We start from the raw sequence: 14,007 nt of genomic DNA, 5'->3' as shown, positions 1-14,007 counted from the left end.
CTCATTTTCGGTCTTAATCTTTCTAACAAGATTCAGTCTGAATAGCTTACTGCTTAATGCCTAGGGCACATAGTCAAGGCATGTTGTTGAGTAGTTAGCTATCTAGATTCAAATATTTATAAGGTCAAAATTATGAAAGCGTTACATTTTGGTGCAGGTAATATCGGTCGTGGTTTCATTGGTAAGCTTCTTTCTGATGCTGGTATGAAGGTTACGTTTGCTGACGTAAATGAAACGGTTGTAAATGCGTTAATTGAACGCCAAGAATACCCAGTTAAGATTGTTGGCGAAGAGTGTGTTGTCGAAGTTGTTAAGAACGTGACAGCAGTAAACTCAGCGACAAGCGCAGTAGTAGATTGCATTGCTGAGTCTGATCTTGTGACGACTGCAGTGGGCCCTACGGTTCTTAAAATCATCTCTAAGTCTATCGCTCAAGGCATTGAAAAGCGTGCAGCAGCAAACAACACTGCACCAATGAACATCATCGCGGCAGAGAATATGGTTCGCGGTACTAGCCAATTAAAAGCAGCAGTGTTAGAGCACCTTTCTGATGAAATGAAAGCTTTCACTGAAGAGCATATTGGCTTTGTTGATTCTGCGGTTGACCGTATTGTTCCACCGGCAGAAGCGGGCGAAACAGACCCTCTAGCGGTAACGGTTGAAACGTTCAGCGAGTGGATCGTAGACCAAACGCAATTCAAAGGTGAGATTCCAAACATCCCAGGTATGGAATGCACTGACAACCTAATGGCTTTCGTTGAGCGTAAACTGTTCACGCTAAACACAGGTCACTTGGTAACGGCATACCTTGGTGTGCTTGCAGGTCATGAGACTATTAAAGACTCTATCGAAGATGACGTAATCCGCGCTGAAGTAACAGCAACGATGGAAGAGAGTGGTGCAGTTCTGATTAAGCGTTACGGCTTTGATCCAGAAGCACACGCTGCCTACATCCAGAAGATTCTAGGTCGTTTTGCTAACCCGTTCCTCCGTGATGAAGTAGACCGCGTTGGTCGTCAGCCAATTCGTAAACTGAGCCCGCAAGACCGCCTAGTTAAGCCTCTAAACGGTACATTAGAGTACGGCCTACCGAATGCTCACCTAGTAAAAGCAATCGCTGCTGCGTTCCATTACAAGAACGAAGACGACCCTCAAGCGGTTGAACTTCAAGCAATGTTCGCAGAAAAAGGCTTTGCTGAGACATTAGCGCATTATTCTGAGCTGAATAGTGACTCAGAAGTTGTTAAACTAGCGGAAGAAGCTTATCTAGCATTGAAATGATAAACCATCAAAGTGCCACACCAGTGGCACTTTCTTATTGTCGAGCCGTTATGCCAATACAAACAAGCCATGAAACTGAATTACTCGAAGCCCTTTCGGAAGCTGAGAGTGCTGGCGCCTGCCTAATGGCTGCTTACGATGCATTGGACGACACGGTAGATGCCGTATTAAAAAACATCTTTAAGAAAGACGACACTGCAATTAAGTTCGTTGTAGAACCACTTCTCAACAGTGGTGGGCCGTTAGGCGAGATCATGATTCGTGCTAAGTTGCTACTCGGGCTTGGCGTGATCAGTAAAGAACTCTACGACGATCTCGAGGTTTTCGTTACCTTGAAAGAGTGGGCGAAAATACAGGGTGAAGACACCAGCTTTACAGAAGTTGATGTGATATTTGAGCTCAACAAGGTGCACGCAATTCAGCGTATTATGCCTATCGAATATGACGCGGAGATGGTGGAAACCATGTCTGGTCCAATGCTTGAAATGTTCTTGGGGCGACATAATCAAAAGGTGAAGTCGACGATTGTATTAGCTATCACTGACATTATCACTACCTTATGCCGAGATAACGCGCTGAGCTCTTAGCGCTAGTTTGCAGCCCTTGCTTATCTTGTTTCACATCCTACATATCTTGTAGCTGTTGGTTCGTTTCAATACAAAGTTTAAAATGATGGCGGTTTCTCTCGATGGAGAAATCGCTTTGTTGTTTTTGTGCTTCTAAAAAATATCCGAAACCTCTCCTCATTAAATACAAAAGCAGCAGGCACAAAAAAAGCCACATTCAGTGGCTTTTTCTATTCAAGACAATCGATTATAGGTCTTGGATGTTCTCAGCTTCTAGCTCTTGGAAGTAGCGTAGAGTCTTAACTTTTAGCTCTTGTTGAGCTGGCTCATCAGCAACGATGATAGCTTTACGGTGCATCTGTAGAGCTGTAACAGTCCACATGTGGTTTACAGAACCTTCGATAGCCATTTGAAGCGCTTGAGCTTTGTTGTGGCCTAGAGAAAGGATCATCACTTCTTCAGCATCTAGAAGAGTAGCAACACCGATAGTTAGTGCGTATTTAGGAACTTGGTTGATGTCGCCATCGAAGAAACGAGAGTTCGCGATACGAGTGTCTTCAGTCAACGTTTTGATACGAGTACGTGAAGATAGAGAAGAACCTGGTTCGTTGAATGCGATGTGACCGTCGATGCCTACGCCGCCCATGAACAGGTTGATTTTGCCGTATGAACGGATTTTCTCTTCGTATGCTGCACAGTGAGCATCGATGTCTTCAGCTTTGCCGTCTAGCAGGTTGATGTTTTCTGCTTGGATATCAACGTGGTTGAAGAAGTTCTCGTGCATGAATGTGCGGTAAGATTCTGGGTGGTTTGGTTCGATACCAACGTACTCATCCATGTTGAATGTTACAACGTGCTTGAAGCTTACTTCGCCAGCTTTGTAAAGTTCAATTAGCTCAGCGTAAGTAGTTAGAGGTGTGCTACCAGTAGGAAGACCTAGTACAAATGGACGCTCAGCAGTTGGCGCGAATTTGTTGATCGAATCTGCGATATGACGAGCAGCCCATTTACCTACTTTTGCTTTGTTGCTTAATGGAATAAGTCTCATTGATTTTGCCCCTAGAAATAAAATTTTATAGTGTTCTGAAACATTAATTCGCATTATAAAATAAGTTATCCAGTTCCGCTATTGTTTTAGGTCAAGTTTTTGCTTTTTTCGTCGTATCTGTGACTGGAACTCTCAAAATTGCACAATTATTGTATGGATATTTGGTGGCGTTAAACAAGATTAATACGTTTGTCATATACAGCAATATTGATCTAATTCAGCACCTGAAAGGGTTGGTGTGTTTCTATGTTTTGATACGCTTTTGCGATAATGGCGTTGTTCAAACCATTGAAGAACTTTGGTGCATTAACGTGTTGCGGCGTATAAACAAGCGTTGAGCGTATAGTTGAAGCTAGAAAAATAATGATGGCAATGGAGCGCTATCGTGATAAAAGACAGGGGCAGGATGAAGAACGATGAATCTCAGTGGGATGAATACCCATAAGATTGAACGAGAGCTGAGTTTTAGTCACGCTATCGCTATGAATTGTATATAAATATTGGTAAAAATGGACAGGTTGGCTAAACTTACCAATTACAAAGAAGATGTGTGTTTGAAGGCAAAAAAAAGCCCAAAGTGATGAGGTATCACTTTGAGCGATTTTACTAATCTTCTAACACTAACTCACTTTCGTATTCTTCCCTAGATACGTCGCCGCGTTTGCAGCCGTTTAGGGTGTGAAAGCGACGGCGTCCACGAGCCAGTTGAATGTACTTCAACCAAACACGCTCTAACTTGGACTTTGCCTTATGAGGGTGAGACAACACTTTAATGAAGTGTTTTTCTTCTGCATTGATTGGTGCTAGTTCACCAGTTTCAAGTGCAAGCATAGTGTCACCAAACAAGGTTAGGATTTCCTCTTCTGAAAGAGTAAAATCACCCGACTTAGCGAACCCTCTCGGGAATTTAATGGTGTCATAAAAACGTTTTTTTCCGTGTCGGAATTCGGTCTCAGACATATCAGCCTCAGTAATGTGGTTAGATAGAAATTAGTGTTTATTGCTCACGCGAAAATATTGTTAAAAGGCTAAAATAGGAAACAAAACGTTTTTGCCTTTACGATAAACAATCCTAGATCGGCTAGTTAGCAGATTTATTACAGAGATGTATTTGATGGATGTGAAAGTATTTAGAACCTTTCTTGAGGTTGCAAGGGTGCGCCATTTTGGGCGTGCAGCTGAAAACTTGTATTTAACACAAGCGGCGGTGAGTGCGCGGATCAAACAGCTTGAAGGCTATTTTGATACTCAGCTCTTCATCCGTGACCGCAATAACATCAAGCTTACCTCTTCCGGTGAACGTTTGATTGGTTATGCTGAAGTGATGGTGTCCACCCTACAACAAGCCAAATTTGAGCTGTCGTTAGAGAGTGGTAAAGCCTTGCAGTTAACGCTGGGCGGCACGCCGAATATTTGGGATGCGTATCTGCAAAACTGTTTAAGTGTGGTGACCGACTCTTTTGGCGGTTACGGCTTTATGGCAGAGGTGATGGGGCGCGAGCAACTGAACCGTAATTTGTTAGAACGAACCTTAGATATGGCTTTCGCGTTCGATCAGATCAAAGCAGAAGAGCTGAACTGTAAAAAAGTCGCTGACTTGGTTTTGGTGTTGGTATCAACGCAGCAAGATGACCTGGAATCTGTATTCCAACATAAGTATGTGTATGTGGACTGGGGTACGCGTTTTGGTTCTGAACACGCAGAACGTCACCCTAAAGTGCCAGCACCTTATCTACGTACCTCTACAGCCCGTATCGCCCTCGATTTCATTTTAGAGAAAGGCGGCAGTGCGTATCTTCCGGTGTCTCTAGTCGAACCTTTTATCGATTCGGGTCAGCTGCACAAGGTGAAAGGGGTTGAAGACTGGTATCGCCCAATTTATCTGAGCTACCGTAAAAGCAGTACTTCGGTTGATGCGATCATGCAGGTTGAGAAGTTGGTTAATGAGATTGACCCATCGACGGCTTACACATTGCAGCAAGCCGCGGAACAAGCGCCTGAGTAACGGCATTCGCGGTAAGCAATGGCTTTATTGATTAGATTCAATAAAAAATGGCTCCCAACTAATTGTATAGTTGGGAGCCATTTTTGTTTTAAACCAGAAATGTACTTCTTTTCGGAACTAGAGATCGTTTCTAATTCCATAAATATCGTTTAAGCCTGGTATGTGTAGCCTTTTTTAAAAGCCCTATAGGTTCATTAGATTCTCAATAGACTCTTCAAGAGAGTGTGACATGTACGAATGGATTTGACTGCCATCCGTTGCGTCAATCTCAATCATAGAAATCCCGTTGTCCGCTTTGTCTTCAAGAAAGCTCAGAGACTGCTCGACTGATTGACTGGTGAGAACCTGTTGGTTTGATAAAACAATACGACACGTGTGAAGAACCATAGCCTTTTCCTTTTTATATTTATATTCGATCGGTCTCTGCATCTTGGCGTGCTAAGTACCGATCGTTGACGTTGTGAGAAGATTGCCTTCTCTAGGTTAAATTTAGTCGAATTGAATAAAATTAAAACCCTTTTTTGTGATTTATCTGACCTTCGCTTCCGAAAGTGGCTAGCGACAATGGTGGTTCACGGTAAACTTTTAGGTATCGGATCAAACGCTATGGTAAATGGGAAGAGTACGGCATGTCGAAAAAGATCAATCACAACAGCACCTTAACCAGTGAACAGTGCCATTTGGCTCGATATGCGCGAGATGCTCGCTTTGATGGGATGTTTTTTACAGCGGTGAAAACGACAGGAATTTTTTGTCGCCCGATTTGCCCAGCAAGTCCGCCCAAAGAAGAAAACGTCGAATATTTTTCCCATCAAGCTCAAGCATTGAAAGCGGGGTATCGTCCTTGTTTACGTTGCCGACCAGACAGCGCGCCTTTTTCGCCAGCATGGAAGGGCGTCGAAACCACTTTCTTGCGTGCGATGCAGTTGATTGATAATGGCGCACTGAATTCAGGATCTATCGTCGACCTTGCAACGCGGCTAGGTATTTCAGATCGTTACTTACGAACCTTATTCGAAAATTACATCGGTGTGTCACCCAAGCAATATAGTCTGTACAGCCAACTGATGTTCGCCAAGCAGTTGCTGCACACCAGCAGCATGAGCATTACGGATGTCGGCTTTGCTAGTGGCTTCAATAGTACGCGCCGTTTTAATGATGCCTTTCAAAAAGAGCTGCAGCTTTCGCCAACCCAAATTAGGCGAGCCAAGCCAAGTGACACCCTGCGTAATCATATTCAGCTTGGTTTTCATGGACCCTTAGATTGGAATCACTTGTTGGGGTTTTATCGACGAAGAATGATTGAGGGCTTAGAAGATGTTGGCGAAGATTATTATCAGCGTTCGGTAAATGTGAACGGGTCAAAGGGTTGGTTCAAGGCGACTTTAGCCAAAGAGAACCGCTTGGATATTGAATTTGAGTTGGACGATATAAGCCAGTTAAGAAGCTTGATTGCGAATATCCGCCGTATGTTCGATCTTGATGTCGATATTGCCAAGGTCGAAGCGTTCTTCACGATTATCGATCCTAACTTGGTGGCTAAGAGTGGCATCCGTATTCCTGGCGTGTGGAGTGCTTGGGAAGCCGGAGTTAGGGCGATTCTAGGGCAGCAAGTTTCGGTAACCGCGGCGATTGGTCAACTTAACTTATTGGTCAAAGAGCTTTGTGATGAACATGAGAAAGCCAGCTTCCCAACACCAAAACAGATAGCGGAGGCTGACGTTAGCTTCTTAAGAATGCCGGGAAGCCGCAAAGAGACCCTAAAGCGTTTTGCCGAATACATGGTCGACAATGAAGCTGAGCATCCTTCTAAATGGATTGAGCTAAAAGGGATTGGGCCTTGGACGATTCAATATGCACTGCTTCGCGGGTTAAGCGAACCTAATCATTTGTTGGTTGGTGACTTGGTGGTGAAGAAGTTCATTGAGCATCGCCCCGCCATCAATACAGAGAGTGTTTCGCCTTGGGGAAGCTACGCAACGTTCCATTGTTGGAATCAATCTTAATCGGAATACTAAGTTAGGAGATATCATGGACAACCGATTTACTTATTATGAGAGCCCATTGGGAACTGTGACGTTACAGGCGAACGATGAAGGCTTGCTCGGCCTTTGGTTCGAGATACATACCACTAAGCCGGAACAGTTGGGTGTTCAAGATGATAGCTTTCCGATCTTTGCATTGGCTATCGAGCAGCTTAATCGCTATTTCTCGGGTGAAGCTATCCAATTTTCTGTGCCGATTGCAGCCAAGGGCACGCCATTTCAGCAGTCGGTTTGGCAGGCGCTGACGACTATTCCTTATGGAGAAACTTGGAGCTATGCACAACTGGCTGATGCGATAGGCAACCCGAAAGCCGTTCGTGCTGTGGGTTTGGCGAATGGCAAAAATCCGGTTTCAGTGATTGTGCCGTGTCACCGTGTGATTGGTAAAAATGGCAAGCTGACGGGTTATGCGGGTGGCGTAGAACGCAAACAGCGCTTATTGGTGATAGAAGGAAGAGAGCAAGACTAGCAAGCGATTTGGCAATGGGCCTGTCGAGATGTTGACCGAGGATCACGTACTACTCATAGTGAAGGCGAGTGGTTCTTAAAATGTGACTTTGCATTAAAATCAACGCTTTCTGGAAAATATCGATTTGGTTGCATATTCTTTGACTATGTTCTCTAGGCAAGGATGCCCAAATGAATAGATTCCCTTCACTAATATCTGGCTGCAGCTCTGCATTATTGCTGACAGGTTGTTTAACTGATACCAGCCGACCTTTCGAGGTTCCACAGCTTGCTCTGTTCAAAGGTATGTATGAGAACGCAGATAATGACAGTTATCTACTTTTTGAATCCGGGCAAGTGACTTATCAAACAACGGACAATTCCGTGACTCGAACCTATCGTGTTGATGATGACTTGATCACCATTGAGTTCAATTCTGGAAGCAGCCGAACTGACTCTAGATTGGTGATGCGAATTCAACATCAGGGCGAGATGTTAACTTGCAACCAATGCCCAGCGATACAATTGAGTAACGTCTGGACACGTGTTGATAAGCCTTTGAAAGTTGAATTGAATTAAAAAAGACCTCCGAATTAGAAAAGATCGCCATTAAGCCATAGGTGAGCAGCGATGCTGACGGCATAGCCAATCATGATCACTGGCATCCATTTCAAGTGGCCAAAGAAGGTGTATTTGCCATGCGCCGCGCCCATTAACGCCACACCTGCCGCGCTACCAATAGATAACAAGCTGCCGCCAACGCCTGCGGTTAAGGTGATCAGTAGCCAGTTACCCATCGACATTTGAGGCTCCATGGATAACACCGCAAACATCACCGGAATATTATCGACAATCGCAGATAAGATCCCCACCATGATGTTGGCCCAAATTGGATCCCACTGGCTGTACATCACGCCAGAGGCAAGCTCCAAGTATCCCAGTAGACTCAAGCCACCGACACACATCACCACGCCGTAGAAGAACAACAGCGTGTCCCATTCGGCATGCGACACTCTTCGAAATACATCAAAGGGTACGACTGAACCGAGTCGCTTCAATGCCCCCTCATCATTGTTGGCAATCGCGACCGCTTTTTTCTTCGCCAGAGAATTTGGCAAGGTCTTACGCAAGAAATACCCAAAGAACTGTAGATACGCCAGCCCCATCATCATGCCCATTACTGGAGGGAAGTGGAGTACGGCATGGAACGCAACCGCAGTGCCGATGGTCATGATGAACAACAACACGATGCGTCTTGCTCCGCGTTTTAATTCAACGTGCTGATGCACCGTATCGGGTTGGGTTGTGGGAACAAAGTAAGACATGATCATTGCAGGGACGAGGTAATTCATCACTGAAGGAATAAACAAGGGGATGAACTCACTGAAGCTCACATAGCCAGCCTGCCAAACCATCAACGTTGTGATGTCACCGAATGGGCTGAATGCGCCGCCAGCGTTAGCGGCTATCACGATGTTTACACAGGCTAGGTTAACGAATTTAGGGTTAGATCCTGCGACTTTCAGAACCACGGCGCACATCAATAGAGCTGTGGTGAGGTTGTCAGCGATAGGTGAGATAAAGAAGGCCAGAATACCGGTTAGCCAGAACAGAGAGCGGAAATTAAAGCCTTTGCCCACCATCCACGCTTGCAGCGCATCAAACAGTCTTCTCTCTTCCATGGCGCTGATGTAGGTCATCGCGACGAGTAGGAATAGTAGGAGCTCAGCGTATTCCAGTAAGTTGTGTTCGAGTGCTTGCTTAGCGACTTCAACAAGGTTGTGTTCTTGGTAGATAAATCCAATGATTATCCAGATCAGGCCTGCTGCAAGTAACACTGGCTTAGATTTTCGGAGCTTTAGGTACTCTTCCATCATCACTACGATGTAGGCGATAACGAAAATGGTCAGGGATAGGTAACCAGCAAATGAGTTGGTGAGCTTGAGTGGTTCTCCCAACTGAGAAGTGGCAGCACCTGCTACCGTAGAAAAGAGTAACAAAGAGAGAACAGCAGAAAGCTGGATACCTAACATGGATTACGCTCCGAAGTTAATAAGTTATTAACACGGGTAAAAGCGTAGACCTAAATAACCATGTGCAGTGTGATAGATATCTTAATAATTCAATAGATTATAATGAAAGGAATAGACTGTGATGTGAACGAAATACGGTCTTACATGCTCAAAATTACTGTCTTGTACATTAAGTTAAAGACTAAAGAAAAAGCCCTACCGGACTCAGTGCCGATAGAGCTTATTCGAAATTGCCAACATTATGCAGCATTGAGATCAAACGTCAGTGTTTGTTCTGCTGCACATACTTCAACAGGCCAGCCATAGGATTGGTATTCAAGCGCAAGTTTGTCCGCTACTACGCGAGATACTGTTGCAGTGATCCACATGCCTTTGCCCATTACTTGATATTTAAGCGTTCTCATTTCCATAGTCATCACCGTTCTCCTTCTATATTGGCTGCGCGAAGTCTATAGCACCTCTGAGGGCTGAAATTTCGAATTAAGCTCAAATTCTTTATAAAATGGCTCACTGTTTGCGCTTGGCTCAAAACTCAATCAACTAAGGGAAAAAGGTTGCGTTCTGGAAGCAAAATCACTCTTTAAGTCTCTGTATTATAATCGAATTAAAATTGACCAGAAAAACAATGTAAGAGATCTCTTATAGCATTATCAGAGATCGCACTAGGTAACAACTTCTCACTAGAAGCCAGACTTGTGTGGTGATTGTGTGCGTTTTTGGTTGCGCTGTTGAAGCAAGATTTGTTTAGTTTTGTATGTGAAATATTCTAATTTATTTAGCGTATGGTCCTGCTTTTAAATCCAAATCACAGTTTTATATGTTGCTGTGCTTCTTTTATTCAAACCGATACGCTATTTGATTTTGGTCATTAACCTTTTGCTCATTAGTTTGCACTATCTATACGTGTTCTGTTCCACATAAACGAGATGTATAGAGGTCCTTATGACTAATCCAACCAAAACCGATCGTAAAGTCACGATCGGCAGCTATATCGCACTCGCGTTCGCGATTGTGTTCTTTTCAGGCTTAATGCAGTCCAATGAATGGTATGGAGTGTTCGATTTTACAACGCTCAACGGTTCATTCGGTAAGGTCGCTTACGATGTGAGTGAAACGGCCGATGGTATTCAAGCGGCAACGACGTCACTGCGTGGTAAAGGCGGTAGTGGTGCTCGCGACGGTTTCATTTTTGCTTTGACACTTATTCCGACCGTGATGTTTGCATTGGGTATGATCAACGTACTTGAGCACTACGGTGCACTGGATGCGGCTCGTAAACTGCTGACACCTCTGCTTCGCCCTTTAATGGGTATTCCGGGTAACTCAGGCTTGGCACTGATCGCGTCTTTGCAAAGTACCGATGCTGGCGCAGCGATGACACGTCAGCTGAAAGACGAAGGGCATCTCACTAAGCGTGAAACCGATGTGTTCACCATGTTCCAGTTTACGGCGGGTGCAGCGATTGTTAACTTTTTCTCTTCAGGTGCGGTGCTGTTCACTCTAACCGCGATGGACGGTTCTTTAGCGGTGACATCGTCAATTGGTTTGGCTGTCGCTGTGATGTTTATCTTTAAGTTTGTCGGCGCGAACCTGTTCCGTATTTACCTCAACATTACTGAAGGCAAAGAAGACAAACCAAAATCAGACAAAGAACAAAAACTGGAAGAGGAAGTAGCATAATGAGCGAAGTTAAAGCAAAGAAACCAATGGTTACTGATATTTTCGTTGAAGGTGCTAAGAAAGGCTGGGTTATTGCGACTACCTCTACGGTACCGAATGTTCTGATGGCATTTGTGATCATCAAGGCATTGCAGATCACCGGTGCGCTGGATTTGATGGGCAGTGTATTTGCTCCAATCATGGCGGTATTTGGTTTGCCTGGCGAAGCGGCAGCGGTATTGATCGGTGCGTGGATGTCGATGGGTGGCGCGGTGGGCGTGGTTATCACGCTGTTTGATCAAGGTATTTTGAACGGCAACCATATCGCTATCTTGGCGCCTGCTATCTACTTGATGGGCTCTCAAGTGCAATACATGGGTCGTATTATGGGGCCAATTGGTACTGAAGGTCGCTACATCCCGGTGATGATTGCGATTTCGGTATTGAATGCCTTTGGTGCAATGTTCTTGATGAACATTATTTTGTAACGTGACTTTGAACGGTTAGCTGCTAACAGCTTTCAGGCGTTACAAAAAAGGAAACCCCGTTTGGCTTTCACCAAACGGGGTCTATTCTTTTCGTAGCCATCCTGCTACTGCGCGTTACTTATCTTTCAATAGGTAACTGGTGCTCCCTGCATCGTTCCTTGATGTGGCTAAATCCTTTAACCTATCCAATTCATCGCCGTCCTAGCGGTGTCCTTGCAAACTCATCATCTTGATAAGCGACTCTATCCTAGAGCATAACTTCCTTGCTGATAACTCATCCTAAAGCTATCAAATCTTCATCCTGAAGATACCTAATCCGTTAGGCTTTTTCCTGTTCCTGCCAACTCCCTGTCGACATGTGTATTAAACACTGCAGAGGCTTTACTCACAATCCACCTCAAGAAATAAATGTACCCACTGATCGAAAGAAATATGCGTGGATTCATACAAAACAAGGGCTTGGGTTTGTATTTTAGGAATTTTCTGCGAAGCTTGATTGTGATCTCTTACGTTCGGTGTGAGAGATCTCTTACAAGTGCTCGGGCGCGATTTTCATTTTATCTCGGCGGGTGTTGTCGAACAGATAACAAAGAACACTGAGTAAACACAAAATAATAGGGAAATATGATGGTTACAGCACTTTACGCAGCCTTGCTGACGGTCGTAATGATTTGGTTAGCAATAGAGGTGATCAAGCAAAGGCGAATCAATCTGGTTGCTCATGCTGATGGCGGTGTCGAGTCGTTACAGATAGCACGTTCGGCACAAAGTAATGCCATGGATTACATCCCAATCACGGTGATTTTGATGGGATTGTTAGAGATGAATGGTGCTGGTGTGTGGCTGATTCATGTCATTGGTGTGGCGTTTATTGTGGGGCGTGTGATTCATGCGAAAGGGATCTTAGCGAAGAACTTCAAAGGTCGAAAAGTGGGGATGGTGTTAACGCTTATCTGCATGATCTCTTTGATTGTCCTAAACTTAGCTTACTTACCTTTTGATAAAATGTTCTAGGGAGCATTATGGCGTTGCGTCTTCCTCCTGCTTGGGCGATTGTCCTTGCAGGCTTGATACTCAACATCATGGCGATTGTCATGTCGAGCTTGGTGCTCGATAAAATTGAAGCTGAGAAAGCGGAATACAACGATCGCAAATACGGCAATGTGTACTCAATACAGCTTGCTTGGAATACGATCGAAACCCTAGAGCGCAAGCGTGAAGCGATCCTGATTCACCTTGATAAACCAGAAACGGTGCAGCCGACCACGGTTCTCGACGAAGCACTGCGTGGGCAACTTAGGCGTTGGGTGAGTAGCGAAGTGCCAAGCATCTCTTTGGCTCACTTACCGAAACTGATGATGCTGATAAACCGTGCACAAGAAGCGCAACGAACCCGAATTGATGACTACTATTTGGATAACCTGACCTTGGTTGAGTTAATCCAAAGGCTTGATGAGAAAATGGCTTTCTATAAGAACATCGCCCTGTTTCTCCAAGTGTTTGGTTTGGCGCTTATCTTAGCTCGCGATCTCGCTAGAAGACCTTAATCTTTAACCTTAATTCCTCCATTTACTTATCGACTTGTATCGTTAGCGAGACTCGCTTGGCAGGTTAGGGTGCTGTTGGCCTTGGTACTTTGGTAACTGTTCTTTTAGCCCCTTAAACGTGCTCAGTGCACTGCCTATCGATAACTTGTTCATCAACCAATTTGGCAAGATGCCACCTGCGTTCGCATATGCGGTGTAGGTAATGTAGGTATTGCCATTAGTCAGCGGTTGCAGAGTCCAAAGTGCATCCACATCGTAGATTCGAATGTACCCCGACTCTTTCGCCAAATAGTTCGACGCATCCTTTATCGACAAGACAAACTGGCCATCCTCGATGCTGTATTTTGAGTAGGTCACCATGTCTCGATCTCTGGCAGGCCACGGTGCTTTGAATTGGGTATAGACGATGTTTTCATCTTCAGATATCTGCATCAACACACGACTTTGCGACACGTTATCTATCCAGTTTGGTACGTTCTCGCTGTCTTCCAGCAACAACAGAAAACCGGAATAAGTGGTGGGCGTTTGCATCTGTGCTCGTATCTCGACCAAGCCTTCGCTGTGTGGCCTTTTATCAATCATGATGCCATCTTCACTTTTGACGAACTGCCATGGGTTGGCATAAGTCAGTGTCGATAGGGCGCAGAGGCCGAGTACCAAAATCCTAGGTAATGTCATTATTCTTCCATAAAAAGAAAAGCTTATCTGCTAGGAGTATAGAATAGAAATGGACTTAGTAGGTGTTGCCAATCGCTTTGGGTTGACCTCTTTGGGGAAAATCCCAATGAAAACGGAAGCGTTCGGTCGCTTCCGTTTTATTCTTGGGCAATGGATAAGCGCTGTAGGCTAGAACTTAGAACTTAGAACTTAGAACCTAGAACCTAGAAC

The 14,007-nt window shown here is 44.7% G+C and carries 17 protein-coding genes; 11 read left to right on the top strand and 6 right to left on the bottom strand.

Features of this window, described 5'->3' with window-relative positions; translation table 11 throughout:
* Window positions 1-132: 132 nt before the first annotated feature.
* Entirely contained in the window at window positions 133-1,281 is a 1,149-nt protein-coding gene (locus AB4484_RS05015; protein ID WP_009846102.1) for a mannitol-1-phosphate 5-dehydrogenase, read from the top strand.
* A gap of 50 nt (window positions 1,282-1,331) precedes the next feature.
* On the top strand, window positions 1,332-1,868 hold the full coding sequence (locus AB4484_RS05010; protein ID WP_017065079.1) for an MltR family transcriptional regulator: 537 nt from the start codon (window positions 1,332-1,334) through the stop codon (window positions 1,866-1,868).
* 226 nt (window positions 1,869-2,094) lie between these two features.
* Here AB4484_RS05010 and nagB read toward each other — a convergent pair whose 3' ends face one another.
* Both nagB and AB4484_RS05000 read right to left on the bottom strand, forming a co-directional pair.
* Complete coding sequence (gene nagB / locus AB4484_RS05005) at window positions 2,095-2,895, bottom strand: glucosamine-6-phosphate deaminase (RefSeq protein WP_019819998.1); 801 nt, start codon at window positions 2,893-2,895, stop codon at window positions 2,095-2,097.
* 606 nt (window positions 2,896-3,501) lie between these two features.
* On the bottom strand, window positions 3,502-3,855 hold the full coding sequence (locus tag AB4484_RS05000) for a DUF413 domain-containing protein (RefSeq protein ID WP_017061517.1): 354 nt from the start codon (window positions 3,853-3,855) through the stop codon (window positions 3,502-3,504).
* A gap of 154 nt (window positions 3,856-4,009) precedes the next feature.
* On the opposite strand from AB4484_RS05000, the gene AB4484_RS04995 reads away from it, so the two are divergent.
* Window positions 4,010-4,900, top strand: a complete 891-nt coding sequence (locus AB4484_RS04995; protein WP_029405267.1) for a LysR family transcriptional regulator — start codon at window positions 4,010-4,012, stop codon at window positions 4,898-4,900.
* Between the two features lie 183 nt (window positions 4,901-5,083).
* Here the strand turns inward: AB4484_RS04995 and AB4484_RS04990 are convergent, their stop codons facing one another.
* Entirely contained in the window at window positions 5,084-5,287 is a 204-nt protein-coding gene (locus AB4484_RS04990) for a hypothetical protein (protein ID WP_048610044.1), read from the bottom strand.
* A gap of 242 nt (window positions 5,288-5,529) precedes the next feature.
* Between AB4484_RS04990 and AB4484_RS04985 the strand changes: the two genes are divergently transcribed.
* The 3 genes from AB4484_RS04985 (at window position 5,530) to AB4484_RS04975 (ending at window position 7,971) form a co-directional block, all read left to right on the top strand.
* Complete coding sequence (locus AB4484_RS04985; protein ID WP_048610042.1) at window positions 5,530-6,906, top strand: AlkA N-terminal domain-containing protein; 1,377 nt, start codon at window positions 5,530-5,532, stop codon at window positions 6,904-6,906.
* Window positions 6,907-6,931: 25 nt separating this feature from the next.
* Complete coding sequence (locus tag AB4484_RS04980) at window positions 6,932-7,414, top strand: methylated-DNA--[protein]-cysteine S-methyltransferase (protein ID WP_048610040.1); 483 nt, start codon at window positions 6,932-6,934, stop codon at window positions 7,412-7,414.
* 170 nt (window positions 7,415-7,584) lie between these two features.
* Entirely contained in the window at window positions 7,585-7,971 is a 387-nt protein-coding gene (locus AB4484_RS04975; protein ID WP_372076744.1) for a hypothetical protein, read from the top strand.
* A 14-nt stretch (window positions 7,972-7,985) separates the two neighbouring features.
* On the opposite strand, the gene nhaD is transcribed toward AB4484_RS04975, so the two are convergent.
* Both nhaD and AB4484_RS04965 read right to left on the bottom strand, forming a co-directional pair.
* Window positions 7,986-9,425 carry a sodium:proton antiporter NhaD gene (nhaD, locus tag AB4484_RS04970; protein WP_372076742.1) on the bottom strand — a complete coding sequence of 480 codons (1,440 nt, stop codon included), beginning with the start codon at window positions 9,423-9,425 and terminating at the stop codon, window positions 7,986-7,988.
* Window positions 9,426-9,664: 239 nt separating this feature from the next.
* Window positions 9,665-9,841: a hypothetical protein gene (locus tag AB4484_RS04965; RefSeq protein ID WP_017061524.1), complete on the bottom strand. Its 177-nt coding sequence runs from the start codon at window positions 9,839-9,841 to the stop codon at window positions 9,665-9,667.
* 526 nt (window positions 9,842-10,367) lie between these two features.
* On the opposite strand from AB4484_RS04965, the gene AB4484_RS04960 reads away from it, so the two are divergent.
* The 4 genes from AB4484_RS04960 (at window position 10,368) to AB4484_RS04945 (ending at window position 13,119) form a co-directional block, all read left to right on the top strand.
* Window positions 10,368-11,105 (top strand): nucleoside recognition domain-containing protein, encoded by a 738-nt coding sequence (locus AB4484_RS04960; protein ID WP_048610036.1) that lies wholly within the window; start codon window positions 10,368-10,370, stop codon window positions 11,103-11,105.
* Window positions 11,105-11,572: a YjiG family protein gene (locus AB4484_RS04955; protein ID WP_004737023.1), complete on the top strand. Its 468-nt coding sequence runs from the start codon at window positions 11,105-11,107 to the stop codon at window positions 11,570-11,572. The genes AB4484_RS04960 and AB4484_RS04955 overlap by 1 nt, the downstream gene beginning before the upstream one ends.
* Before the next feature lie 627 nt (window positions 11,573-12,199).
* Window positions 12,200-12,586: an MAPEG family protein gene (locus tag AB4484_RS04950; RefSeq protein WP_050632578.1), complete on the top strand. Its 387-nt coding sequence runs from the start codon at window positions 12,200-12,202 to the stop codon at window positions 12,584-12,586.
* An 8-nt stretch (window positions 12,587-12,594) separates the two neighbouring features.
* Window positions 12,595-13,119 (top strand): DNA mismatch repair protein, encoded by a 525-nt coding sequence (locus AB4484_RS04945; protein ID WP_372076740.1) that lies wholly within the window; start codon window positions 12,595-12,597, stop codon window positions 13,117-13,119.
* Between the two features lie 42 nt (window positions 13,120-13,161).
* Here the strand turns inward: AB4484_RS04945 and AB4484_RS04940 are convergent, their stop codons facing one another.
* Window positions 13,162-13,797: an START domain-containing protein gene (locus AB4484_RS04940; RefSeq protein ID WP_050632577.1), complete on the bottom strand. Its 636-nt coding sequence runs from the start codon at window positions 13,795-13,797 to the stop codon at window positions 13,162-13,164.
* Between the two features lie 49 nt (window positions 13,798-13,846).
* Here AB4484_RS04940 and AB4484_RS04935 point away from each other — a divergent pair, with 49 nt between their 5' ends.
* A complete protein-coding gene (locus tag AB4484_RS04935; protein WP_301540139.1) occupies window positions 13,847-13,969 on the top strand; it encodes a hypothetical protein in 123 nt (40 codons plus the stop codon).
* The last annotated feature ends 38 nt before the right edge of the window (window positions 13,970-14,007 follow it).

It is taken from the genome of Vibrio sp. 10N.261.46.A3 (assembly GCF_041472995.1).
Classification (GTDB): domain Bacteria; phylum Pseudomonadota; class Gammaproteobacteria; order Enterobacterales; family Vibrionaceae; genus Vibrio; species Vibrio coralliirubri.
The sequence above is the reverse complement of the archived record's forward strand: the minus strand, read 5'-3'. Positions and strand labels throughout refer to the sequence as shown.

What these genes read in the sequence shown, in the direction of transcription:
- AB4484_RS05015 (WP_009846102.1), top strand. Translation starts at nt 133, where the DNA reads ATGAAAGCGTTACATTTTGGTGCAGGTAATATCGGTCGTGGTTTCATT.
- AB4484_RS05010 (WP_017065079.1), top strand. Translation starts at nt 1,332, where the DNA reads ATGCCAATACAAACAAGCCATGAAACTGAATTACTCGAAGCCCTTTCG.
- nagB (WP_019819998.1), bottom strand. Translation starts at nt 2,895, where the DNA reads ATGAGACTTATTCCATTAAGCAACAAAGCAAAAGTAGGTAAATGGGCT.
- AB4484_RS05000 (WP_017061517.1), bottom strand. Translation starts at nt 3,855, where the DNA reads ATGTCTGAGACCGAATTCCGACACGGAAAAAAACGTTTTTATGACACC.
- AB4484_RS04995 (WP_029405267.1), top strand. Translation starts at nt 4,010, where the DNA reads ATGGATGTGAAAGTATTTAGAACCTTTCTTGAGGTTGCAAGGGTGCGC.
- AB4484_RS04990 (WP_048610044.1), bottom strand. Translation starts at nt 5,287, where the DNA reads ATGGTTCTTCACACGTGTCGTATTGTTTTATCAAACCAACAGGTTCTC.
- AB4484_RS04985 (WP_048610042.1), top strand. Translation starts at nt 5,530, where the DNA reads ATGTCGAAAAAGATCAATCACAACAGCACCTTAACCAGTGAACAGTGC.
- AB4484_RS04980 (WP_048610040.1), top strand. Translation starts at nt 6,932, where the DNA reads ATGGACAACCGATTTACTTATTATGAGAGCCCATTGGGAACTGTGACG.
- AB4484_RS04975 (WP_372076744.1), top strand. Translation starts at nt 7,585, where the DNA reads ATGAATAGATTCCCTTCACTAATATCTGGCTGCAGCTCTGCATTATTG.
- nhaD (WP_372076742.1), bottom strand. Translation starts at nt 9,425, where the DNA reads ATGTTAGGTATCCAGCTTTCTGCTGTTCTCTCTTTGTTACTCTTTTCT.
- AB4484_RS04965 (WP_017061524.1), bottom strand. Translation starts at nt 9,841, where the DNA reads ATGACTATGGAAATGAGAACGCTTAAATATCAAGTAATGGGCAAAGGC.
- AB4484_RS04960 (WP_048610036.1), top strand. Translation starts at nt 10,368, where the DNA reads ATGACTAATCCAACCAAAACCGATCGTAAAGTCACGATCGGCAGCTAT.
- AB4484_RS04955 (WP_004737023.1), top strand. Translation starts at nt 11,105, where the DNA reads ATGAGCGAAGTTAAAGCAAAGAAACCAATGGTTACTGATATTTTCGTT.
- AB4484_RS04950 (WP_050632578.1), top strand. Translation starts at nt 12,200, where the DNA reads ATGGTTACAGCACTTTACGCAGCCTTGCTGACGGTCGTAATGATTTGG.
- AB4484_RS04945 (WP_372076740.1), top strand. Translation starts at nt 12,595, where the DNA reads ATGGCGTTGCGTCTTCCTCCTGCTTGGGCGATTGTCCTTGCAGGCTTG.
- AB4484_RS04940 (WP_050632577.1), bottom strand. Translation starts at nt 13,797, where the DNA reads ATGACATTACCTAGGATTTTGGTACTCGGCCTCTGCGCCCTATCGACA.
- AB4484_RS04935 (WP_301540139.1), top strand. Translation starts at nt 13,847, where the DNA reads ATGGACTTAGTAGGTGTTGCCAATCGCTTTGGGTTGACCTCTTTGGGG.